Genomic DNA, 23,630 nt, shown 5'->3' with positions numbered 1-23,630 from the left:
CGCTCGTGACAAACGACGGCGTGGCGATGCTTCCCAACGGCGTCTCGCCTGAGTTGGCAGAAAACGTCTGGCTGGCGTTGGGTGCCGGCGGTGGTCTCGCCGCCGTGCTCGAGGGCATCGTTGGCGGTTTCGGCACGAGCCTCTCGGCACTGCCGCCCTTCGCGATCGTCTCACGCGCCCCCGCCGGGGACGAAGTGCGCGCCGCCGTTCGCGGGCCCCTTGAGGTCCGGATCACCTCAGCGGCAGGAGAAGTAATCGTCGGGGGGATGGGAGTAGCCACCTGGAACGAACGCGGCGTGGACGACGCCGAATCTGTCCTGGTCGGCATCGCCGGCGCCGGTGCGCCGCGGCTCCCTATCAAAGACGGCGTAGTACTCGCAGGCCAAGTCGCATTCCAGTTTAGTGAGCGCGGCACAATCCCCTCAGCCCCCAAACTGCCGGCAGCCTATGAGCAGCCGGAGCCCTCAATGCCGCGGCACGAGGAGCCCGAGATCACAGAGCCACAGCCGGCCGAACCCGCGCTGGACGAACCAATCATCGAAGCACCCGTGTTTGAGTTTCCCGGGCCGCTTGCTGGCCACCCCCGGATCGACGAACCGGTGCTGGAACAGCACATACCTGACACAGGAGACCCCGTAACGGAAGTAGAGCCGATAGATCCTGTTGCCAGCGACAAACAGCCAGCCGCGAGCAGCGAGAGCGGCGATGGCGGAGAGGCTGGGGCGAGCGGAGAGACGACCATTGCGCCGCCCCTCCTCATGGAGCCGTCATCAGAGGACGGCACGGGCGAGGAACTCCCCGCGACCGAGGACTACGACGGACTGCTCTACGGCGATACCACCAAGAAGTCAGTCGAAGGCGCCGCCGTCCGCGCCTTCGTGGACCCCCTTCCCGAGACGGGTTCCGTCCCGCCCGGAATGATCTCGGGATTACCGCAATTCGGGTCTGAAGGCCTCCCCGAACCGGCACCCCAGACCAGGCTCGGGGACCACGACGACGAAACGATCTCGGTAGCCAAGGTCCAAGCGATGCTAGCGCAGGCGCAGGGTCAGCCCGCGTCAGCCGTCCCTGCCGGACCCGGAACTTCTGCCCTTGGGGCTCCCGCCACCCTGGTGGTGTCCACCGGCGAACGGGTTACGCTCGACCGGGGCGCCGTCGTCGGACGCCGTCCCCAGCTCGTCCGGGTCCAAGGCGGCAACGTGCCGCGCCTGGTAACCGTCCCAAGTCCGAACCAGGACATCTCCCGCAGCCACGTCGAGTTGCGCCTCATCGGCCAGGACGTACTTGCCGTTGACCTGAACACGATGAACGGAACGAGGCTGCTCCGCCCCGGCTGCGACCCCGTCCGCTTACAGCCCGGAGACTCAACCATCCTTGTCGCCGGCGACAGCCTGGACCTGGGCGACGGCGTCGAACTGGCATTCGAGGGACTCCGATGAACGCGCGCCGTCCACCTTCAGCGGCGCCGGAGCTCCCGGGATTCGAGTACCTCCAAGTACTCGGCTCCGGCGGTTTCGCCGACGTATTCCTCTACCAGCAACTCCTTCCCCGCCGCCAGGTAGCTGTCAAGGTGATGCTTTTCGACAAACTCGGCACCGACACTGTCGCGGAGTTCACTGACGAGGCGAACCTCATGGCGCAGTTGGCCACGCACCCCTCGATCGTCTCGATCCATCAGGCGGGCATCTCCGCGGACCGCAGGCCCTACCTGGTGATGGAGTACTGCTCCAAACCAAACCTTCAGACACGGTATCGCCGCGAACGGCTTTCGGAAGCCGAGACGCTGCGCATCGGCGTGCAGATTGCCGCGGCCGTGGAAACCGCTCACCGGGCCGGTATCCTGCACCGGGACATCAAACCCGCAAACATCCTGGTTACCGACTACGGCCGGCCGGCACTGACCGATTTCGGTATCGCGGCGACCACGGGCTCCGGCGCCGAAGCCAGCGGGATGTCCATTCCGTGGTCGCCACCGGAATCGTTCGCGGCGCCGGCGCAAAGCGACGCGACCTCTGACGTGTACGCCCTCGCCGCAACGCTGTACACCCTGCTGGCCGGCCGCTCACCATTCGAAGTTCCCGGGGCTTCGAACACCCAGGTGGACTTGATCGGCCGGATCACGACCTCCCACGTCCCGCCCATCGGCCGCTCTGATGTGTCCAACGCCTTGGAGCAGGTCCTGCGCAGAGCGATGTCCAAGGCGCCGGGCGACCGGTTCCCGTCCGCCATGGCCTTCGCCCTCGAGTTGCAGCGGACCCAGATCGGGCTTGGGATGCAGGCCACGGCTATCGACGTCATGGAGGAAGAGTTCATCCTTGAGCAGGCCGCTGACGACGACGACGGAACCCGCATCCGCAACATTGTCAGCATCCAGGCCCAGGCCTCCCCGCCGGCACCGCCGGCGAAACATTCGCTGTTGGGAAACCGGCCGTTGCCCGGGAACCCAGAGGAGGACCCGCTCTTCGGCGTCACGATACAGCGGGGCGTGGCCTCTGCACGCCCCGCGGCCTCCGGCCTGGCGGCGCCGCCGGTGCCGGACACCATGCTCCGTCCTGTCTCTGTTGACCCGAAAGACGATGGCGCGGTGGGGCCTAGACCCCGGCGCCGTTTGGCCGTGATCGGGATTGCCGCCGCGACCCTGGTCGCGGGCGGCGTTTTGGCCGCCATCCTCGGCGCCTCCGGCGCCCTGAGCAACCCGAAGCCCGAGAACCGGCCCAGCACGGCGGCTCCGGTTGCGATCACTCCCGCCGGCGGTTCCGTTCCCGCCATAACGGCCGTCACGGGGAAGGTCGAGGGAAGCAACGTGGTCTTCACCTGGAAGAACCCGGATCCCAAGGAAGGAGACGGGTATTTGTGGCACACCGTGGAGCAAGGGTCATCACCCCCCCTGGCCGCTACCAACGATCCCACCATTACCGTCCCGGTATCGGCCAATGGGCGGACCTGTGTTGAGGTTCTCCTGCGGCGCTCGTCCGGACGAACGTCGGAGAGCCCAACCCTGGGGTGCGTCCGGTGAGCGGCCCCGACATGCAGATCGAGTTCTGCGGCGAGTGGTTTCCCGTGACACGAGAAGCCCTTTTTACGATCGGCAGGGACGCAGACCTTGTCGTAGATGAGAATCCGTTCCTTCACCGCCGGTTGCTGCAGGTGTCGTGGCTCGATGGTTTCTGGGTGCTTGCAAACATCGGCTCACGTATAGCGGTGACGGTCACCGACGGGGCAGGCCGGCTGCAGTCCTGGCTCGCACCCGGGGGCCGGCTCCCCCTCGTCTTCGCACGCACTACCGTCGTGTTCACTGCCGGCCCCACAACCTATGAACTGGCGCTGCACGCCTCGGAGCCGGCCTTCGCGTCCACGGACGTCTCCTCCCATGAGGGCGTGACAACCATCGGATCAGTTTCCCTCACTGAATCACAGCGGGTCCTGATCGTGGCCCTCGCGGAACAGATGCTCCGCTTCGAGGGGAGCGGGCGGGGTGAGATTCCAACGAACGCAAAAGCAGCCCGCCGGTTGGGCTGGGCGCTCACCCGGTTCAACCGGAAGCTGGATAACGTCTGCGACAAGTTCGACCGCATCGGAGTTCAGGGGATGCGCGGCGGGCTCACCTCCTACGCAACAAACCGGCGTATTCGACTCGTCGAATACGCCATCACCTCACGGCTAGTCACGCGAGCGGATCTCGCACTTTTGGAAAAGGGCGTTCAATGAGGCTCAAAATCTCGCTGCGCCGCAGCAGCGGCGTATCCGATGTGGTCATCACGGCCGATGCTACGGCGACCGTCCGGGACATCGCTGCCAAGCTGGCCGCCGCCGATCCCGCCGCTGGGGGCAAGCGGGCAGCTGTGCCGGAAGCCGGGTACTCGCTGCGGATCGCCGAGCCCGGCAACGCCCACCAGATGAGGGAACTTGATCCTGAGGCACTCATCGCGGACGCCGGGCTGCGGTCAGGCGCCGTGGTCGAGCTGTTCGCCCTGACCAGCCAATTCCAGGCCCCGGGTACCGACCGCGGCCCGGCGGCGGCGGTGCTGCGGATCCTGTCCGGACCCGACAGCGGGCGGGAGCATACTCTTCCGTTCGGCGCGAGTGTCGTGGGCCGGGACCGCGATGTCGAGGTCCGGCTTTCCGACGGGCTCGTCTCCAAACGCCACGCGCGGATCAATGTCGGCGAGGCAATCGAGATTATCGACCTGAACTCTTCCAACGGCGTGGTCATCGGTGGTGCACCAGTAGCCCGCGCCGTGCTGACGTCTGCTGACGTGGTTATGCTGGGCGATACCTCACTGTGCATTGTTCAGCTGCAGAACTCGACCCGCGCGCCCGGGGGGAGTGCCATCGTCGATTTCATCCGCTCCCCCCGCATCGTCGCCCGCCATCGCGGCGAGGAATTCACGGCGCCGGCGCCGCCGCGGTCCCCCCAGCGGCAGCGATTCCCCTACCTCGCGTTGATCGCACCTCTGATCGTTGGCGCCGTTCTCTTCCTCTTCACCGGCCAGCTTCTCGGTGTCGTCATGATGGCGATGAGTCCGCTGCTGCTCCTGGGGAACTACATCGACAACGCCTTGGCAACCCGCCACACCTCCAAAACGGAGCGTACACGCTTCGATGGAGCGATGCTGCAATTACAGGACCGGATGGAACAGGCACGGGACGCCGAGCGGCGAACCCGCACGGCAGAGCTTCCGGGCACAGGCGAGCTTATGGACGCGGCCCGGCAGCTAGGCCCGCTGCTGTGGTGCGAGCGTCCCGAACACCCCACCTTCCTCGCGGTGCACCTGGGTCTGGGGCGCGCCGAATCCCGCAATGTCCTCGTACTGCCGCAAAGCAATGACACGAAACCAGAGTTCTGGGAGCAACTCCTGCAGCTGAAAGCGGAGTTCTCCACCGTTGATCGGGTGCCGATCGTCGCCCAGCTCAGGAGTTCGGGGGCGCTCGGCTTCGCGGGCAATGCCCGCGACCGTGAAACGGTAGCCTGCGGTGCCGTATTCCAGATTCTGGCCCGCCACTCGCCGGCGGAAGTCGTTGTGGCCGGGATGGTTTCCCCGGCCTCGCGCCCAGCGTGGGAATGGCTCAAATGGATGCCGCACTCCACCTCCGTGCACAGCCCGATCGAAGGTCCGCTGTTGGCCGACGGTCCCACTGCCGCGTCCGTGCTGCTCGCACAGCTGGAAGGGCTCATAGAAGGGCGACGGGATGCGCTCTCCAGCGCAGCCACTCTCCAGCGCGGGCCACTTGACCCCGACCGCGAGGAGGAGCTTCCGGCCCCAACGCTCCCGGCCGTGGTGCTCGTCGTCGACCACGATGCGCCCGTCGACCGGGGGCGTCTGACCCGTCTGGCGGAACGGGGCGCCGATGCCGGCGTCCACGTCATCTGGTGCGCGCCCAGCGTCGATCGCCTCCCCGCCGTATGCCGTATGTACGTGGCCCTTGACGGAACCGATTCCGGTGCTGTCGTCGGCCAGGTCCGTCTGGGTGAGCGGACGATGCCGGTCGCTGCAGAGCACATCGACCCGGCATGGTTGGAACAGGTGGCCAGGGGTCTAGCGCCGGTCGTGGACATCGGGTCCCCGGAGGATGACGATTCCGATCTGCCCAGGCAGGTCTCCTATCCTGCGCTAGCCGGACTGGACTTGCTCGAACGGCATGAACGCATCATTGAACGGTGGCAGGAAAATGAATCACTCACGGTTCGTGACGGCTCCCCCGTCCGCCGTCGAAAGGACGGCAACCTCCGGGCACTGATCGGCCACGCCGGCTCAGAGCCGTTTTACCTCGACCTTCGACGCGACGGACCCCATGCACTCGTTGGCGGCACGACCGGTTCGGGTAAATCGGAATTCCTTCAGTCGTGGGTGCTCGGCATGGCCGCCGCGAACAGCCCTGACAGGCTAACCTTCCTGTTTGTCGACTACAAAGGCGGCGCGGCCTTCGCCGACTGCGTGAAGCTGCCACACGTCGTCGGACTCGTCACCGATCTTTCGCCCCACCTGGTCCGCCGTGCACTGACATCGTTGCGGGCCGAACTTCGATATCGTGAGCGGCTGCTCGAACGAAAAAAGAAGAAGGACCTCGCCTCGCTGGAACGCACAGGGGATCCGGAATGCCCGCCTAGCCTGGTCATCGTCGTCGATGAGTTCGCGGCACTCGTCCAGGAGGTCCCCGAGTTCGTCGACGGCGTTGTGGACGTCGCCCAGCGCGGGCGTTCCCTAGGTCTGCATTTGATCCTTGCGACGCAGCGGCCCGCCGGCGTGATCAAGGACAATCTGAGGGCCAACACCAACCTTCGCATTGCGCTGAGAATGGCCGATGCAGACGACTCCGCGGATATCCTGGGCAGCCCCTTGGCTGCTCACTTCGACCCGGGAATCCCGGGGCGGGGAGCGGCCAAGACCGGTCCCGGGCGTCTGCGGACCTTTCAGACCGGCTACCTCGGCGGACATACAACTTCCGAGGCGCCCCCGCCCCAGATTGATGTAGAGGAACTTACCTTCGGCGCCCCAACCCTGTGGGAATCACCGGAGACGGCGAGCGTCCCGGAGGAGCCGGAAAACGCCGCTACGGACATAGGCCGCCTCGTCGGCACGATCTCATCCGCGGCTGACACAGCCGGCGTACCCCAACCCCGGCGCCCGTGGCTTGACACATTGGCACCGATTTACAGTCTGGGCAAGTTGCCGAACCCCCGTACAGATGAACGCATTCCGATCGGCGTCCTGGACGAACCCGAGATCCAGTCCCAGCGTCCTGTTTACTATGAGCCGGACCGTGACGGAAACATGGCAATATTCGGGACCGGCGGTGCCGGTAAGAGCACCGCACTGCGCACCATAGCGGCCGCCGCAGCCATTACAACCCGTGGCGGTGCGGCCCACGTCTACTGTCTGGATTTCGGGGCAGGCGGCCTCAGAATGCTCGAGTCCCTCCCGCACGTAGCAGCTGTAGTATCCGGCGACGATGAGGAACGCGTAATTCGCGTTCTCCGCCGCCTGCGCGACATCGTCGACGAACGTGCAGTGCGGTACGCGGCAGTGGGAGCCGGCACAGTTGGCGAATACCGCCAGCTGGCCGGCGCACCCGATGAGCCAAGAATCTATCTGCTGATCGACGGGGTCGGCGTGTTCCGTGAACAGTATGAGTTCGGCAGCCCGCAAAACTCCGCCTGGTTTGCCGCATTCACCCAGATCGCGGCCGATGGACGCCAACTCGGCGTACACATCGTGATGACAGCCGACCGGCCCAACGCGGTTCCGACTTCAATCGCAGCGACAGTCCAGCGCCGGATCGTCCTAAGGCTCGCGGCCGAGGACGAATACGTGCTCCTGGGCGTCGCCAAGGACGTGCTCAACCCGGCTTCACCGCCTGGACGCGGAATCTTTGAAGGCAACGAGCTGCAGTTCGCCGTGATTGGCGGCCACGCAAACCTTGCACTCCAAGCACGCGAAGTGCAGCAGTTGGCGGCGAGCATCGGCAGAGGCGGCAGCAGGCGTCCGGAACCAATCGGGAAACTGCCTGACCAAGTGGAACTCTCGGCATTACCGGAATCCTTCGAGCAACGAGCCGTGATCGGTGTGGACGATGTAGCCCTCGGCCCGGCGGCCATCGAGTTGAAGGGCCCGTTCATGGTCTCGGGCCCCCCGAGCAGCGGAAGGTCCACCGCACTCGCCACCCTCGCAGCAGCGGTTCGCCGGAGCGGGTCGGGAATGTCCAGCATCCTGCTGAGCCCACGACCCTCGGCGCTGTCACGACGGGGCGGATGGACAGCCTCAGCGGATCGGCCCACCGACGTCGCTGCCCTGTGTTCGCTGCTCATCAGTCAGCTGGAAGAAGCACCCGACGGTGGGCCGCGAATGGCCCTCTTCATCGAAAGCGTCACTGAATTCCAAGGAACTCAGTCGGAGGCCGACCTCAGCCGGCTGCTCAAACTGGCGGTTAGCACTGATCAATTTGTTGTGGGCGAAGCCGAAGTGTCCACCTGGTCCCAGGCGTACTCGATCACCCCGCATTTCAAATCCGGCCGGCGTGGGCTGCTACTTATGCCCGGTGATTTGGACGGCGATCTGCTGGGCGCTTCGCTGGGGCGGATCCGGCGCAGCGATTTCCCGCCCGGACGAGGGTTCCTCGTTGCCAAGGGCCGTGCTTCCCGGCTTCAGGTGGCCGAAACGGGAGCCGCGGTCGAATGGTGAATCATCCCCATCGACCAGCGATAAGGCCGCGGATAGTTTTGCTGCAGCGCACCTGCAGAAAGCGAATCGGAACCGGCAAACGGTTTCGACTACTAAAGAGAATGGAGAACGCACATGGCAATGTGGGGACTTGATGTCCAGCAAGTTCGTCAGCTGAGCTCGCAGCTCAACCAGAAGGCCGAAGAGATCCAGTCGATCCTCGGCACCTTGACGACGTCACTCGAAGGCACCCAATGGCAGGGCCCGGATGCCACCGCATTCCGGAACGAGTGGGCCGGAGCGCACTCGAGCTCACTCAGGCAGGTCGCCCAGGCCTTGCACGACGCTTCGCAGAAAGCGTCCATGAACGCGACACAACAGGAAAACGCTGCGCAATCGTGACCATCGTGAGGGGCGGTCTTGCAACCGCCCCTCACAAAGAATTCGGAGGTTGGAATGACAATGTACGGCGCAGACGTCGCGGCATTGCGCTCACTGGCCGCGCAACTCGATCGCGCTGCCGACGAGCTCGATGAACACCGGGCATTTTTGAGCAACGCCGTCCACCAGAGCCCCTGGCTCGGTCCCGATGCTGACCGGTTCCGCGGGCAATGGGACGGTGAACACAACACGCGTGTCGCGACCTCAGCCCGACTGCTTCGCGACACAGCCGCGACGGTCCGCCGGAATGCCGACGATCAAGAGCGCGTCAGTGCGGTGGACGGTGGCACGGCGCGAAGTTCTTTCCCGGCGAGTAAAGAAAACCTTCAGGGTGAACGGATTGCAAATGGGGTCGAGGCTTCTCTCTTCTCGATGGATGTCGCGGAAGCACTGAAGAAAGTCGCTCCGTTCTCAAACGATGCGGTCAAAACCCTGGCAGGGCTCCTCGGAACGGATAGCGAGAAAGTCATGGCCAAGATTGAGGAGCTCAAGATCCCGAACTCGATTGAGGGTTTTTCCAAGGCCCTTGGGGTGCTCGGCGTCGCTGATGACGCCGTGACAATGGTTCGGGATTTCGCGTCCGGCAACGTCATCGATGGGGCCCTCGGAACGGCCGTAACAGGGACTTCGGCTGCCGCGGTTGCTGGTGGGTTCGGACTGGGTTCTGCGGCGTTGGCCACTGCCTGGCCACTGGAACTGGCAGCGACGGCGCTGAAGGGCTTTGTCGACATTACCTTGCCCGTCAATGCCGAGCGTCAGGATGAGACATATCGCATGGGCGCTGAGTCGCTCTTTGGCCCTGACATTGACCCCAATGACCTCACACCCGCACAAGCTCAAACAATGGTTGACCACTACTCCGGTCCAATAGGGGTTGTAAACATGATTAGTGACACAATGGACGCTTCCGCGAAGCGGATCTTTCCGTGGAACTGGTGACTTCCATGGAAACGAATCACCTCGTTCACCTCACCGCGCCTGAGTTCGCTGCTTTAGTACAAGCCGGGAGCGCAGCGGACGTCCTGTTCGAAGGCGCATTCGAAACGCGCCTGGGTCGAGCACGGGAGTTGAAGTCTCTAGGGGCTTTGTGGCTGGCGATACGCCACGATGCCATGCCCGAAGCTGAGCGCGGCGCCTTTCCAATTGCGATCAAACGGGCGATCGATGGTTTGCTCACCGCGAAACACCTCGTCTCATGGGTTCCATTCCATGGGGGCGAACTACGCTCGTTCGTTTTCTTTGGCCCCGTCGCTGCGACGGTGGTTTCACTCACAAATAAGGGCCTCCTAGACATAAGAGGACTAAACAATTGTGCAGCTCTCGACATGTTCGCAAATACCGTGACTGAATCAAATTCTTTAAGGTTCGTGGTCACAGCTAAAGAGCTGGAAGGTGCGGCACGAGTTATGGCCTGGCAAGACAACGTGTTGTCGGACCGTCGTGACGGAGCAACAGGCGAAGAAGCAAATATGGTTCGGCACGATGCGGCTAACCGAATAGTGCGGAATCTGGCAGCCATGATCTGTGATGAACAGATAGCCCCCGATAATGGTCTGACCTGCGGACTGCAATCGCTTTGACAAGCCAAGGAGGATAGGTGGGCAAGCCACACAAATACGCCTGGAACGGCATTGATATCGAGACATCCTTATCAATCGAGCAGGTCGCCAACATGGCTCAGCGTGCCGCACAGGAAAGTACCGGCGACCTGCTCAAAGGCAAACAACGGGTCGTCTCAACACGATCTGGTGACCGGCAGATCGAATTCAGGATCAACGACTACCTCATCTCTTTCAGCAAGCTCATGGTGTTCTTCCTGGACTTCGAGGAACGGGCCGGAGTCACCTTCGCCTCCACCCGCATCGAGTGGTACCTGACCAACCAGCAAACGGTTGGCGGCTTCATTCCCGTATCAACGAAGAGGATGGTGGCGCACCACACCTATCTACAGTTCGCACGTAACCTTGGCGACCAAGTGCGTGCAGCGGAACCGTCCGCCCGGGTCCGCCTACGCGAGGGCATCGAGGTGGAAGGCACGGGAACACCTGATGTCGGTGAGGACCCACAACAGGTGCCCGGGACGAGCCTCTCAATAACCTCGACCCCACCGCCCCCTCCTCCACCGCCCCCTGCCCCTGCCCCGCATCGGACGCCCGAGCCGCCGCGCCCACCGTCGTACTCCCCATCAATCCAAAAAGCGGTTGCGCTACCGTCCTTGCCGCCCGCCCCCGTGCCCCCCGCCCCGGCTGCGTTGCTGGGTATGGTCACCGGAGTGCCGGGCTACACTCGCTCACCGGATAATCCCACTCCCCCATCTCCGTCGTCGACTGTTGGCCCAAGCCACCTGGACTCCCAAGTGCACCCCGACGACGAGGACGTCGATGCCACAAGGCGGGCCGGAGCCGGGGCGGGCGTGCGCTGGGAAATGGAACTGCCCGATGGCCGAAACGTTCAAATTCGCGAGACCGTGGTGGTCGGGCGCAATCCGTCACCCCCCTCGGATGCGCCGACAGCCGCCTCAGTCAGCTTGGTTGACCACACGAAATCGGTATCCAAGACCCATGCAATGCTCAACGTCCGCGACGGCATGGTCTGGATCACGGACCTGCACTCGACCAATGGGACGGTGCTGACAAACCCGACGGGAGAAATCGTTGTGAGTACGGCCGGGAACCCAATGCCGGCGGGCGATGGCTGGCAAGTGGGTTTCGGCGACTATGTCGTACAACTGAAGGGGAAATAACGGTGTATTGGAGCATTTACGATGTCCTGATGCTGGTATCGGGACTCATCACCCTCGTCATCGTCATCGCACCAGTCAAAGGGATCACTCCCCGCACGCGCATCACAGCGGGCGCGATCGGCGGGGTGCTCGTGTTCGCCTCGCTGCTGCTGGCAAGCATCCCGTTCTTTCGTTATCCGGGCATCGTCGTCGTCGCCCCTGCGATCGCGCTCCTGAGCGCTATCGCCGTAATCGGCAAAGCCGTGCGTGCCCAGAGTTCCCTTCAGATAGGACAACAGGGCCACACCCTTCACCATCAGGAACCTGACCCGATGTCCGGCCCGGCACACCCCCAAGTCGAAGCAGACGTCCAAAGCATTTCTGCGGACCTGACCCCGGCGGAACTGATGGAACTCGCAGCCCGCGATAGAACCAAGTGGGTCGAGATAGCCCAGCACCCCTCGGCCTACCCCGACTTGCTTGAATGGCTAAATCAGTATGGAAGCGCCGATGTGAAGGCCGCCGTGGCCGCACGCCGTCACGTCGACGCACCGGATCCTGCCTAGGACCTATAGGCTCCGCAGGCCAAGGGGTGCGCTTGTTGCCGTCTACAAGGGGATGGAAGCGCGCAAGTGAGTCAAGAAACGCGGCAGCTTGAGCGCCAACTCCGGGTACGTCTGGGAGCCCATCACGGTTTGCAGGCGTTGCCAACGCCGGTGCCAGGAGACCGACGTCGCGAACATAGAAGGTGGAGCGGTCAACGACCCGAAGGGCGTCCTCAATGTGTCCAGGTAGGCGGTCACGTATCCTTCAGGCGGGTCAACAATTCAGTGTCGTGTCTCGTCACGATATCCAGTCCCTGATTGTTCTCGCGGCGACGCGAATGACGCTTCAAAAGCAGCTCGGCACCTTGCAGCAAAAGAGCCGACTTAGACATATGTCCCTCCGCAGGAAGCTGCTCCGGCCGCCGATAGCGATCTTCGCGTACACGCAATTTCATGCTCGGCCAGGCCCTGCGACGGCTGGCGGACGCACGCGAGCCAGCCTTATAAAGCAGATATAAGTGTGGACAGTGTCCACACCCCCTTTGGCCTGACAAATCGAGCATCCCCTGGGCTGACGTCTAAGAGTGGCCCCTCAAGAAAAGTTTCGCACCAAGGTCGGTGTCGTCATGTCGTACCCGTCACCAGGAACCATGAATAGGTGTTGGCCACCACGACCAACCCGAAAGAACGGAACGAGGAACCGCAGAACCCAGTCACAGCAGGCGGAAGGCCCACCAGCCAGGGACTTGAACCCGCCACCCCACACACCTGAACAGGCCCCGCGGCGGCCAGGCCACAGCCCGCGACCAACCCGTCAGACGACGCGACCGCAAGCTTTGTCAACACGTCAAAGCAAAATCGCCCCTGACGAGGGAATACGTCGTGCCCGAGGTGGGACTCGAACCGCATTCCCGCCCTTGAAAACACCGGGGAGCCGCGAAAACAAGCGGAAACCGGGGCAGTCCGGAGGCTTTACGGCCCAGTATGAGGCGGAAAGTGTGGACATTGTCCGCACGCCCTTCTAGTTCAGTTCAGGGCACTTTGAACGGTAGTGGCCTGGTGTGCGGCAGTGACCACATTTCCGGGGCTTTGGCGCTGTTGACTGGGAAGCTGACTCCTCGGCTACGGGGCTGCTCGTCGTCGTGCCGGTAACCTGCAGATCGTCGAAGTAGCCGGGGGCAGCCAGAGCGTCTGCAGCACGCTTCAGCTGGATCAGCTCACCTGCGGTCAGGACGTTGTCTGCGAAGGCGGCTTCGCGCATCAGTTCCAGGAACCGTTCATTGAGACCGCGGACCTGCTCCGCGCCCATGCCGCCACGACCGGCGACCTTGGCCAAGGCTTTGGCTTCGTCACCGATAATCTTGCCGTCTTCCAAGGCGAGGGCGAGTGTTTCGAGATACTCTGCCGCTGCGGCGTCGCTTACGTCGCTTGTACTGATGGGAAGGCGGGACATAAGGGAATGCATCCAACCGTCCGAGCCTTTCCGCAATGAACTGGCCCTTGTCATGGGCGGCACTGTGCCGAGGCGGTAAGGATCGAAAAGACCCCGCGCCGGGTCATGGCCGAACTCAATCCCTGGCCGGAATCGGTCGAGCATCAAAGGCAGCAAAGCCGCCGTAGCCCTAACGTCCCCGAGGGCAGCGTGTGCGTCTACAAGCGGTATTCCTGCATGCTGGGCGAGCGTGCCGAGCTTGTGATTTGGCGTATCAAAAGTTTGCTGCCCAAGCCACAGCGAACAAAGGGCTGGCATCGTCGCTGGTTTCATGCCAGCGCGGGCCAACTCGGCCGCGATGAACCGTTCTTCGAAGACTGCGTTGTGCGCGACAATGACCGTGCCGTCCAAACGCGCCAAGACGTCGGCCACCACGTCGGAAAACAGCGGGGCGTTCCGGACAGCATCGTTGCTGATTCCGTGGACAAAAACGGCACCGGTGTCGCGGCCTTCCGGATTCAAAAGTGTCGCATATTCATCCTCGATGCGACCGTTCTTGTCCACTCGTGCTATGGCCAATTCAATAACACGATCACCTTTGCCGGGTGAGAACCCGGTTGTTTCGACATCGATCACGGCAAAGGAACCGTCGTGAACGTAACCCTGTCCAGTGGAGGGCCCGCCGTAGCTAAACAACTCACCAACACGCCCAGGCTGGGCGAAGCGCATCGGCACACGCTCCACGTGACCCGGCTCCGGGACCGCGCGGGGCCGCGTGTATGTCAGCGGTTTTCGCACATCGGCTTTCGGAGCCTTGGCCTGCAAGGAGGACAATACCTTCAGTGCCCGCCGTTTCTTTCTGCGTGACAACCACCAGAAAAAGACAACGACGAACAACAAACCAAATAGGACTTCCATGGGCTTCCTTTATCGCAGCAAGAGCCCGATATTACCACCCGCCTTTCCCGCTGAAATGCACTTCGCGCCAGTGCTCGAGTACCAGGAAATTCACCTTTCAGCTTCTCGCTCCAGAGCTGCCCGAAAGGGCCGTTCCCATTTCACTGCATATTCACACCGATACCGTCGGATTGTGCCAAGGGGACCTCCAAAAGTCATGCTGCTTGATCTGCCTGGACGGATGAATGAGTGGATGCTGTATCGCTGCTTGTCATTCTGTTATGTCCAATGATCGCTGGGCGGGTCCTTCGCGCAACCAGGGCGCTACCGCGCCGACCCCGGAACCGAAAACTTCTGCACACCTATCGTGAAAGCAGTGCCCGCGGATGAAGTTTTCGCCCCCGGCGCCGGTCCCCCAAGTTGCACTACGGCCCCACACCAGCGGATGGTCCCCTACCAGAACGACGCCCACCACCAACAACCGCAGACGCAAGGGCAAGGAAAACCAGGGATCATGGAAAAGCTCACGATAAAAACACCACCGGATATCCTCAGCTTCATCGGGCACACCCTAGGGTTCTGGCCAAAAGAAAGCCTGGTCTGCATCACCCTCAACGACAACAGCATCGGCGCGACCCTGCGGATCGACCTCCCCCGCCAACCCGGCCAGGAACTCCCCTACGCACGCACCGTAGCCCACTACCTCACCAGCGACACCACCGCCACGTCCCTACTCTTCGCCGTCTACACCAGCGAACCCTGCCAACCCGGACATCCCAAACCCCACGCCGCCACCATCGCCGCCCTCACCGGCGTCCTCGCAGAACAAGGCCTCACCATCCGCGATGGGCTCTTCGTCGGTGACCAGACCTTCTCCCCCTACGACGGCGAACCAGGCCACGAACTCGCCCTCCCGGTCAGTTCGACCCAAACCAGCGCGATTAATGCCGAATTTATTTACCGCGGCAGCGCCGTCCAACCCACCAATCAAGTCACCCTCCCAACGTCCAGCCAGGCACTTGCCAAGGCGGCCGCCGTCGAGCACCACATGGACACCATTCAATCCTTGCCGGCCGCCACCGCGACGTCTCAGGCCCGGGAACTCTGGGCAGGCATGCTGGACTCCGTGTCCTTTCCCAGCGATGACGACTTCAATGCCCTGGTCGCCAACCTCCAATTCCCAGCCATCCGCGACCGCCTCATCGCCGACATCCCCGGCCTCGAAGAACCCATGCAACGCATCCTCTTCGCCCAAACCGACGGCGCCCCGAAATGGTCGCGCATCGAATGGGCACAACAACTGCTCCTGCACGCATACACGCGGACCAGCCCCCAACACGCAGCCCCAGTCCTCACCACCATCGGCTACATCAACTGGTGGGAAGGCAGAGGCAGCAAAGCACACCAATTCCTCCAACTCGCCCTCGACACCGACCCCTCCTACCGCCTGGCACGCCTCAGCGACCAGATGATCGGCTCCGGTCTCGTCGCGGGATGGAACATGAACAAGGAAACCGCCTTCAAAGCCTTGCCCTTCGAGTAGCCTTCGAGAGGACAGCGACTCAATTCGCGCCATGGGCTTGGTTGGGGACTGCGACCTTACCGGGTTCGCTCGCAGCTTCATCGGACGAAGGACAGCTTTACGGAACGTCCGTTATCGGCGCTCAAATAACGGGAGTAGTAGTAGCTGCGAGAACTCCCGCGACTCGACGTGTTCCGCGTTTCCGCAGGTCAGCAGTCCTTTCGCTTCGAAGTCGAACACGTCAAAAGCTGCCCGATTTGGTGCGCTGGCCGCCAAGGCTATAGGTTTCCTGCATCTAATGCATGTTTCCATGGTTTAGGGGTTGCTGTGAGTGGTTCCGTCCCGGGTTTCGTCCCGCGGATGCTGGTTGATCCTGACATGGGGCTGTTCCGGGCCGATGAACGGGTTTTCACGGCGGTGTTGGATGGGTGGCGTGCACAGATGCTCGCGCGCGGGCTCACGACGGAAACCATCAAACAGCGTTGCCAGTTGCTGGAGCGGTTTCAGAAGTTCACCAGTGAGTTTCCGTGGCAATGGGGTCCGGCGGACATTGAGGATTTCCTGGTGAGCTGCGTTCCGGTGAGAAGCCGATCAGCCTGAAAACGCTGCGTTCGTACAGCAACGCCGTGGCGATGTTCTGCGCCTATCTGACGCATCCCGGTTACGGTTGGGGCGAGTTCTGCGAACGCACTTTCGGCGATATACCAAGCCAGATCTGCTTCGAGTGGAACATGCCAAGGCACACCACCGACGACGCGGTGCCGGCGCAGCGTCGGTCATTCACCAAGGCAGAACTGCAGCGGCTCTTCGACTACCGCGACGATCTCATCGACCTGGAATACGCGGCCGGCAGCAAGCGATGGCTACCGCTGTTCCGCGACTCGGTGGCCTTCAAGGTTTTGCTATGCCTACGGTCTTCGCCGACGTGAAATGACCATGCTGGATCTGGAGGACTTCGGCCCCAACCCTCATATCAGCGACTACGGACGGGCCTCTCGTCTCCCGAAACGGCAGCGTGGACTGGCTCTGTTTTCGACTCTCTTGGTCGGCGCTGCCGTATGCATTTCTGAGCCGCGGCCTGACCGCTCATCAAGAGGAATCAGTGTCGGTCAACCCGTCCAGCCCGAGGACGGCGTGATCGAGTTCAGGCCAGTCCCACGAATCTAAGAGCAGGTGCTCACCCGCGCGGTCTGCCGTCCAGCCCGAGCCACTGTGATGGTTGAGCCAAAGTACGGAACGGCGTACGTTCACAACGTGGCTTTAGGTGAAAAATCGGCGGCTTACAGCCCAGCATTGATCGGAGCGGGTTCTAGTCTCCGCGGAACCCTCACGGCTACCGGCGACAGGATCTTGGTCTATGTTGCTGGCTCGCAGACGACGCGCACCGGTGCCGCTGCTGAGGTCGGAGCTTCTCGCCGGTGCCCTCATTGGTGCTCGCCATGAGGGTGCGCGTATGGGGATCTACATGCGAACAGTGCGGCCGTCGTTGAGGCGTTCATCGCGGCCGAGCTGATAGGGGTACTCGGCTGCCGGTAGAACCGTCCAACCGTGAGGCCAGCACGAGTTTCCGTATCATGAGTCATGAGCACGCTTCCTAAAGCCTTGTCTCCAGTTTGGCCCTGCTTCTGGTGGGCTGCGCTGGAGCTCAGACGGGGATCGTTTTAACGTTCCGTCAGCGAGGACGACTCCTGGAATGTAGGTGCGACTCATCCCAGATACGACTCGTTGAGTCCCCGCGATCAAGACCCAAGTGTCGAAGGAGCAGTGGCTAATGCCGATCTCCCGGCTAGGTTCATCGCGTCGCGGCAGCGCATTGTGTTCGACGAGTAGGCCGCGGACGTATTAAGGGTGCGGGGACGGCGGCAGCTCGTCGAGGCGGGCGTGGGTGGTCACAGGCTCGGCTGCCAGTTGTTGGAGGAACTCGGTGACGTGCGGCCGCTGTATCCACGTGAGTCCGCTATTAGCGCTTCATGGACTTCAGTGCGGTGCCAATTGTCTGAAGAGCGCGGAGGGCAGGCTGGTTGTCAGCTGGGCTGAGGAGCCGGTCGACGGTCACGGTTAGGATGCATGACCACCAGCGGTTTCCTGAGTGGAGTTCGCCTTCTGTCCCGCATCAGAAGCAGTCAACGTTGAGCTGGACACCGGAGCATTTCCGGCAGGCCGGCCGCGTGTCGATGCGGCCGGGCAGCACGCCTTGGTGGCCGCATGAGCAGGTTCCGCGGGTTCTTTTGGCCTGCTGGTAGAGTAACCGCAGATTCCGCCGTCGGGCCACCGGACAACGATTTAGTGGTGTTCGGTGCAGCGCACGCAGACTTCCGCCCACTTTGCGGGGTCGCCGACTTTGCGTGGCCTAATCATCGTCCGGTGGCAGCACCCGGATCCGTCGGGCGATCGGCCCGCCGGATGCGATGCCCATGTCTTCTGAGCCAAGGACGCTACAAAAAAGGACTGACCATGCCGCAACCAAGGGTGCACTCAGCGTGTCTCGGATCAAGTGACACGGGACATTTGTGCTCGGAATTCACGTCAAGGCTAGCTAGCGTGTCCGGCATCGGCGGCGACGCGCGCGTCGAAGTGTGCAGCCAGCAGTTCGCCGGAGTGGACGATGTGTTGCTGCATGGCGGACCGCGTGGCCTCAGGGTCGTGAGCCTGAATGCCTTTTAGTAGTTCGGCGTGGTCGTTCATGGTGGCCTGGGGCCAGCCGGGAATGGAGGAGTAGAACTGCCTGGGGACGTAACGGGTGACCAGCCCCAGGACCCAGACCGTTTTCCGGGAATTGGCCATGAGGTTGATCTCGCGGTGGAAGGCGTGGTTCTTTTCTTCCAGAAGTTCGTGTTTGTTCCTAGCGGCGGCAGCGCTCAGTTCGTGGTGAAGTGCTTCGAGTTCGGCCACGTCATGTTCGCTGGCGTTGGATGCCGCCCGGGCGGCCAGTTCCCCGCCGATGAGGGCCTGGACCTGAAAGAGGTCGCGGATGTCTTGTCCGGTCAGGGGTGCCACCACGAACCCGTGCCGCGGCACGAGTTCCAGGAAGCCTTCCACACGCAGGGCCTGCAGCGCCTCGCGGGCCGGAGTGGTGGAGATGCCCAGGTCCTCGCCGATCTCCTCGGGACGGACCAGGGTCCCAGGCCGCAGTTCCCCGGACATAATGAGGCCCCGGATATGGGCGGTGGCCTTTTCGCTCAGTTGCGGGCGTGCGCTGCTGCGGGGGCTGCGGCTGGTCATGGTCTGCGGGCTCTTTCTGATCAATTTCCCCACCTAACATACGGCATCAGCCACCGCAGACATTGAGCAGCACGTCGGCGGTGGAGACGAACTTGCGCAGCACCTCCATGCTTTCGTCGGATTTCAGGTCCAGGACGATGCTTTGACCGGTTCAGCCAAACAGAGTAGCTGGCCATCCCGTGCACTCTGGTGTCGTAGCCACGGGCGAAGTCTCCGGTGTCCCGGTCGATTTTGATGCCCGCCAGAGGGAGGTGCCCATTTACTGTTCCTTTCCTGCGCGCTGCAGGATGCGTTTGGCCCGTTCGGTGACGGGGCGGTCGATCATCTGGCCATCGACTTGGGCGGCGCCGCCTTCGGCGCCGATGACGGACTGTGCCCACTCTAAGTCGGCCTCCGTGGGCGCGAAGGCCCTGTGGATGGTGGCCAGTTGTGTGGGGTGGATGCAGAGTTTGCCGCTGAAGCCGAAGTTCCGGCCGAGCTGCGCTGATTCGGCCACGCGGGCGGTGTCCTTGATATCCGTCGAAGGTGAATCCAAGGGTGCGGCGATGCCGGCGGCACGGGAGGCCAGGACCAGCTGGGCCCGGGCATGGTCCAGGAAGCGGTCGCCGCCGTCGGCGTCGATGTCCAGGGCGAAGTCGATGGCTCCGAAGGCCAGCCGGGTCACGCCGGGGATGCCGGCAAGTTCCACCGCGTTCACCACGCCGAGCGCGGATTCGATCAGGGGGATAAGCGCCAGGTGTTTGGGCATGTCGGCGCGCAACTGGCGCAGGGCACCCGGGTCTTCGGCCTTCGGCAACACAATGCCGAGCAGGCCTGACCCCGGCGCTTGGGCGGCGGCGAGCAGCAAGGTGATGTCGGCATCGTAGTGGCCGGAGCCCTGCGGGTTTACCCGCACTAGCGCAAGCACCTGTGTGCCGCCGTCGGACGGTGCCACAGCCTCAACTGCCGCAGCCAGAGCCGCGGACTTGGCCTCCGGCGCCACCGCGTCTTCCAGGTCGATGATGACGACGCCGGCACCCGCGGCGGCTGCCTTGGCGAACCGTTCGGGGCGGTCGCCTGGAACGAACAAGGCGGTGACGGCCGCGGCGACAGTTTCCGCGGCGGTCAGGCCGGCCGCCGTGAGGCCTGCGGGCGCCGTCACTGGAAGTCCCCGATTGAGGGCAGCGTGGACTCGTCGGGGCGGGCGGATTCGACGCCAGGGAGGTGGCCCTGCCGGTACACCATGAACGTCCTGCGGTAGCTGATCACGATCTTGCTGTCCTGGTTGAAACCCTCGGTGGCCACGGTGACCAGGCCCAGGTTTGCCCGGGACTTCGATTCCCGGACAGAGAGGACCTTGGAGCGGGAGTAGATGGTGTCCCCCTCATAGACGGGGTTCGGCATGCGGACCTCGTCCCAGCCCATATTTGCGAAGACGTTCATGGACAGGTCGATGGTGGACTGGCCGGTGACCAGCGCCAGCGTGAAGGTGGAGTTGACCAGCGGCAGGCCGAACTCGGTGGCCTTGGCGAAGTTGCGGTCCACGTGCGTTTTGGCGACGTTCTGTGTCATGAGCGTGAAGGACTGGTTGTCCGCCTCTGTCACGGTCTTGCCGAACGGGTGGTAGTAGATGTCGCCGGGTGAGAAGTCCTCGAACAGCCGTCCTGTCCAGCCCTCCACCACGCGGGTTTCGCGTGCCACTGCCTGTGTCGCTTCGTCGGTCATCATCGATCTCCTTGACTCAATATATTGCAAATCCTTGATCAGTTTGCGGGCTACTTCCTTGCAATGTCAAGGTTGCGGACCTTTAGTGGACCCCAGAGTGAGGTCTTGCAAGTTGCTAATATATTGGCGTATCGTCATGTTCCGGCAGTGACAGAAGGTCGCCGTCAACCATTCAAAGGAGAACCGATGCATACCCTCACCGCCGGACTGGACCAGCTGCGCGAGCAGACCCGCCTCCTGTGCGCAGGCTTCCCGGACGAGTACTGGCGCGAGACGGACCGCAACCGCCGCTACCCGCAGGAATTTGTGGACACGCTTACCGAGGCCGGCCTGCTCTCCGCGCTGATCCCCACCGAATATGGCGGCCTTGGCCTGGGCCTGACCGAGGCGTCCGTCATCATGGAGGAAATCAACAAGTCCGGCGGCCACTCGGCAGCATGCCACGCGCAGATGTACACCATGGGCGCATTGCTCCGGCACGGCAACGCCGCCCAGAAGCAGGCTTACCTGCCGCAGATCGCTGCCGGCTCACTTCGGCTGCAGGCGTTCTCCATCACCGAGGACAAGGCCGGCTCGGACACCACCAGCATCGAGACCGCAGCCGTACGCGACGGCGACGATTTCATCATCACCGGCCACAAGAGCTGGACCAGCCGCATCGAGGAATCAGACCTGCTCTTCGTCCTGGCCCGCACCTCCGAAAAGCCCGACGGCAAAGGCACCGACAAAACCCATGGCCTGACCCTGTTCCTGGTGGACCTGCGCCAGGTCCGGGCCGAACAGCCGGAAACCCTCGAGGTGGTCAAAGTCCGCACCATGTTCAACTACGCCACCAACCAGATCCACTACCACGGCATGCGCGTGCCGGCATCGGCCGTGATCGGCGAGGTAGGCAATGGCTTCCGCTACGTCATCGACGGCTGGAACGCCGAGCGCATCCTGCTCGCCTCCGAAGCAATCGGCGACGGCTACTGGTTCACCAAGCGCGGCGTGGACTACGCCAACAGCCGCGAAGTGTTCGGCCGCAGGATCGGCACCAACCAGGGCGTGCAGTTCCCCATCACCGATGCCTACATGAAGGTCCGCGCCGCAGACATGATGCGCTACGAAGCCGCCCGCCTCTTTGACGCCGGTGAACCCTGCGGCGCAGAAGCCAACATGGCCAAGCACCTCGCCTCCGAAGCCAGCTGGGCCGCCGCCAACGCCTGCCTCGACACCCACGGTGGCTACGGCTTCGTGGACGAATACGACGTCGAACGCAAGTTCCGAGAAACCCGCATGTTCCAGGTGGCCCCGGTCAACAACAACATGATCAAGAGCTTCGTGGCCACCAAGGTCCTGGGCCTGCCCCGCTCCTACTGACAGCAAAACGGTTGCGGACTCACACGAGCCCCGTGAAACAACCGGTCTTCGCTTCGAGGGCATTGACGATCGCCAGGTGCTTTGCAGCTGCACCGGTCGGACGTCCCTCGTCGCGGGAGGTGACATCCGTCACCGCGCACCCTGCAGTGGGTCCCCCACTAACAAGGGCTCGCGTCGGGACAGAGCCATCCGGATTAAATCGCAGCAGCAAAGACAGCGAAGAGGGACTTGAAAATGAGGACAGCGTTGATTAGCCGGATAATGCTGGGACTGTCAGACTGTTTTTGTCGAATCATCAGCCGTAGATTCGGAAGTCCTGGTCGTCACGGCTTGACCCTTGTTGGGATAGACCCTCCGGGTGTCTTTGCGTTGATCTGTCAGTCCAGCGACTGGGCAGCAACAAACACTGCCGCCGGGCCAGGGCGTGACCTGATAGGAGCCTGGAGCCAGCATTCGACAGCGTCCCCATGACAGTCCTGTCCACCCGCCGGCGACAGCGTGATATCCACGTTATCCGGCAGGAGGCAGCACGCACCATGGCACCAGAATCCCTCATACCCAGCCGCTCAGGACACATAGTCATTGGCGTCGACACGCACAAACACGTACACGTCGCCGCCGTCATGGATCCGATCGGGGGCATCCTCGACACCCTGACGGTGACAACCGATTCGGCCGGCTTCGCCCGGCTGCTCATCTGGGCTGTCTCGTTCGGCAAAATCATCGCCTTCGGCATCGAAGGAACGGGCTCCTACGGGGCCGGACTGACTTCGTTCATCCGCAGGCAAGGACACAAGGTGGTCGAAGTGAACCGCCCCGACCGGCGCATGCGCAGGCTCGCCGGGAAATCCGACACCCTCGACGCCGAGAACGCCGCCCGCGCAGTACTCGCCGGATTCGCGACCGCTGTCCCGAAAACCGCTGACGGGACAGTGGAAATGATTCGCCAACTCAAGATCGCCCACGACACCGCCGTAAAGGAACGATCCGCCGCGATGGTCACACTCAAGGCCATGCTCATCCATGCCCCGGAACAACTGAGAAAGGACACCGCAGAAAAAACACAAATCATGCTCGCCCGCCATCTGGCCGCCCTTCGCCCCCGGACCCTGGACACCCCCGAGGACGCCGTCCGTCACGCCCTCCGCTCCATAGCCCGACGTTGGCAGAACCTGGATGCCGAGGCCAACGAACTGGCCGGCATGATCGAGAACCTAGTCACCTGCACCGCGCCCCAACTGCTGGACGCCTACGGAATCGGACCCGACACCGCCGCCGAGATCCTGATCGTCGCAGGAGACCACCCCGAGCGCATCCACTCAGAAGCAGCGTTCGCCAAACTCGCCGGCATCAGCCCCATCCCCACCGGCTCCGGCATGTCCTCCGGCCGCCACCGTCTGAACCGCGGCGGACACAGACAACTCAACGCAGCCATCTACCGCACAGCGATCGTGAGGATGAAATTCCACGAACCCACCATTGCCTACGTCGCCCGCAGAACCGCCGAAGGAAAATCCAAGCGCGACATCATCCGCTGCCTCAAGCGCTACATCATCCGCGAGGTCTACCACTTACTCAAACCCACCTCGGCGACCGGCGTTACCACGGGTTGACAACAATAGGA

Annotated in this window: 19 protein-coding genes and 1 pseudogene; 14 read left to right on the top strand and 6 right to left on the bottom strand. The window is 62.9% G+C overall.

Features of this window, described 5'->3' with window-relative positions:
- Positions 1-5 precede the first annotated feature (5 nt).
- The 9 genes from ACFVVC_RS04685 (at position 6) to ACFVVC_RS04645 (ending at position 11,888) form a co-directional block, all read left to right on the top strand.
- Entirely contained in the window at positions 6-1,439 is a 1,434-nt protein-coding gene (locus ACFVVC_RS04685) for an FHA domain-containing protein (RefSeq protein ID WP_387449707.1), read from the top strand.
- Positions 1,436-3,016 carry a serine/threonine-protein kinase gene (locus tag ACFVVC_RS04680; protein ID WP_387449704.1) on the top strand — a complete coding sequence of 527 codons (1,581 nt, stop codon included), beginning with the start codon at positions 1,436-1,438 and terminating at the stop codon, positions 3,014-3,016. The genes ACFVVC_RS04685 and ACFVVC_RS04680 overlap by 4 nt, the downstream gene beginning before the upstream one ends.
- A gap of 11 nt (positions 3,017-3,027) precedes the next feature.
- Complete coding sequence (locus tag ACFVVC_RS04675; protein ID WP_387449868.1) at positions 3,028-3,708, top strand: hypothetical protein; 681 nt, start codon at positions 3,028-3,030, stop codon at positions 3,706-3,708.
- On the top strand, positions 3,705-8,180 hold the full coding sequence (locus tag ACFVVC_RS04670; RefSeq protein WP_387449702.1) for an FtsK/SpoIIIE domain-containing protein: 4,476 nt from the start codon (positions 3,705-3,707) through the stop codon (positions 8,178-8,180). Before ACFVVC_RS04675 ends, ACFVVC_RS04670 begins: the two co-directional genes overlap by 4 nt.
- Positions 8,181-8,294: 114 nt before the next feature.
- The gene (locus ACFVVC_RS04665; RefSeq protein ID WP_387449700.1) at positions 8,295-8,561 is read left to right on the top strand and encodes a hypothetical protein; all 267 of its coding nucleotides are present in this window, start codon (positions 8,295-8,297) and stop codon (positions 8,559-8,561) included.
- 54 nt (positions 8,562-8,615) lie between these two features.
- The gene (locus ACFVVC_RS04660; RefSeq protein WP_387449698.1) at positions 8,616-9,539 is read left to right on the top strand and encodes a WXG100 family type VII secretion target; all 924 of its coding nucleotides are present in this window, start codon (positions 8,616-8,618) and stop codon (positions 9,537-9,539) included.
- The gene (locus tag ACFVVC_RS04655) at positions 9,527-10,180 is read left to right on the top strand and encodes a hypothetical protein (protein WP_387449696.1); all 654 of its coding nucleotides are present in this window, start codon (positions 9,527-9,529) and stop codon (positions 10,178-10,180) included. Before ACFVVC_RS04660 ends, ACFVVC_RS04655 begins: the two co-directional genes overlap by 13 nt.
- 17 nt (positions 10,181-10,197) lie before the next feature.
- Positions 10,198-11,343 (top strand): FHA domain-containing protein, encoded by a 1,146-nt coding sequence (locus ACFVVC_RS04650; RefSeq protein WP_387449694.1) that lies wholly within the window; start codon positions 10,198-10,200, stop codon positions 11,341-11,343.
- 2 nt (positions 11,344-11,345) lie between these two features.
- The gene (locus tag ACFVVC_RS04645) at positions 11,346-11,888 is read left to right on the top strand and encodes a hypothetical protein (RefSeq protein WP_387449878.1); all 543 of its coding nucleotides are present in this window, start codon (positions 11,346-11,348) and stop codon (positions 11,886-11,888) included.
- A gap of 85 nt (positions 11,889-11,973) precedes the next feature.
- On the opposite strand, the pseudogene ACFVVC_RS04640 reads toward ACFVVC_RS04645, so the two are convergent.
- The 3 genes and pseudogenes from ACFVVC_RS04640 to ACFVVC_RS04630 form a co-directional block, all read right to left on the bottom strand.
- Positions 11,974-12,033, bottom strand: a pseudogene (locus ACFVVC_RS04640) (hypothetical protein); the annotation flags it as partial.
- Between the two features lie 88 nt (positions 12,034-12,121).
- Positions 12,122-12,322 (bottom strand): hypothetical protein, encoded by a 201-nt coding sequence (locus tag ACFVVC_RS04635; RefSeq protein ID WP_387449692.1) that lies wholly within the window; start codon positions 12,320-12,322, stop codon positions 12,122-12,124.
- A 566-nt stretch (positions 12,323-12,888) separates the two neighbouring features.
- Positions 12,889-14,217 carry a PolC-type DNA polymerase III gene (locus ACFVVC_RS04630; RefSeq protein ID WP_387449690.1) on the bottom strand — a complete coding sequence of 443 codons (1,329 nt, stop codon included), beginning with the start codon at positions 14,215-14,217 and terminating at the stop codon, positions 12,889-12,891.
- A gap of 493 nt (positions 14,218-14,710) precedes the next feature.
- On the opposite strand from ACFVVC_RS04630, the gene ACFVVC_RS04625 reads away from it, so the two are divergent.
- The 3 genes from ACFVVC_RS04625 to ACFVVC_RS04615 all read left to right on the top strand — a co-directional run bounded on the left by ACFVVC_RS04625 (position 14,711) and on the right by ACFVVC_RS04615 (position 16,647).
- A complete protein-coding gene (locus ACFVVC_RS04625; protein ID WP_387449688.1) occupies positions 14,711-15,739 on the top strand; it encodes a DUF4192 domain-containing protein in 1,029 nt (342 codons plus the stop codon).
- A 306-nt stretch (positions 15,740-16,045) separates the two neighbouring features.
- Positions 16,046-16,318: a hypothetical protein gene (locus tag ACFVVC_RS04620; protein WP_387449686.1), complete on the top strand. Its 273-nt coding sequence runs from the start codon at positions 16,046-16,048 to the stop codon at positions 16,316-16,318.
- A 26-nt stretch (positions 16,319-16,344) separates the two neighbouring features.
- On the top strand, positions 16,345-16,647 hold the full coding sequence (locus tag ACFVVC_RS04615) for a hypothetical protein (protein WP_387449684.1): 303 nt from the start codon (positions 16,345-16,347) through the stop codon (positions 16,645-16,647).
- Positions 16,648-18,250: 1,603 nt separating this feature from the next.
- Here the strand turns inward: ACFVVC_RS04615 and ACFVVC_RS04610 are convergent.
- The 3 genes from ACFVVC_RS04610 to ACFVVC_RS04600 all read right to left on the bottom strand — a co-directional run bounded on the left by ACFVVC_RS04610 (position 18,251) and on the right by ACFVVC_RS04600 (position 20,644).
- A complete protein-coding gene (locus ACFVVC_RS04610) occupies positions 18,251-18,940 on the bottom strand; it encodes a GntR family transcriptional regulator (protein WP_387449682.1) in 690 nt (229 codons plus the stop codon).
- A gap of 259 nt (positions 18,941-19,199) precedes the next feature.
- Complete coding sequence (locus tag ACFVVC_RS04605; protein ID WP_387449680.1) at positions 19,200-20,081, bottom strand: HpcH/HpaI aldolase/citrate lyase family protein; 882 nt, start codon at positions 20,079-20,081, stop codon at positions 19,200-19,202.
- The gene (locus ACFVVC_RS04600; protein WP_387449678.1) at positions 20,078-20,644 is read right to left on the bottom strand and encodes a MaoC family dehydratase; all 567 of its coding nucleotides are present in this window, start codon (positions 20,642-20,644) and stop codon (positions 20,078-20,080) included. The genes ACFVVC_RS04605 and ACFVVC_RS04600 overlap by 4 nt, the downstream gene beginning before the upstream one ends.
- Positions 20,645-20,830: 186 nt before the next feature.
- Between ACFVVC_RS04600 and ACFVVC_RS04595 the strand changes: the two genes are divergently transcribed.
- Positions 20,831-22,006: an acyl-CoA dehydrogenase family protein gene (locus tag ACFVVC_RS04595; RefSeq protein ID WP_387449676.1), complete on the top strand. Its 1,176-nt coding sequence runs from the start codon at positions 20,831-20,833 to the stop codon at positions 22,004-22,006.
- A 467-nt stretch (positions 22,007-22,473) separates the two neighbouring features.
- Positions 22,474-23,619 (top strand): IS110 family transposase, encoded by a 1,146-nt coding sequence (locus ACFVVC_RS04590; RefSeq protein ID WP_387449674.1) that lies wholly within the window; start codon positions 22,474-22,476, stop codon positions 23,617-23,619.
- Positions 23,620-23,630 lie beyond the last annotated feature (11 nt).

The organism is Pseudarthrobacter sp. NPDC058196 (genome assembly GCF_042882685.1).
Lineage (GTDB): Bacteria > Actinomycetota > Actinomycetes > Actinomycetales > Micrococcaceae > Arthrobacter.
Note: the sequence above shows the minus strand (reverse complement) of the source record. Positions and strands in the feature narration are given on the sequence as shown.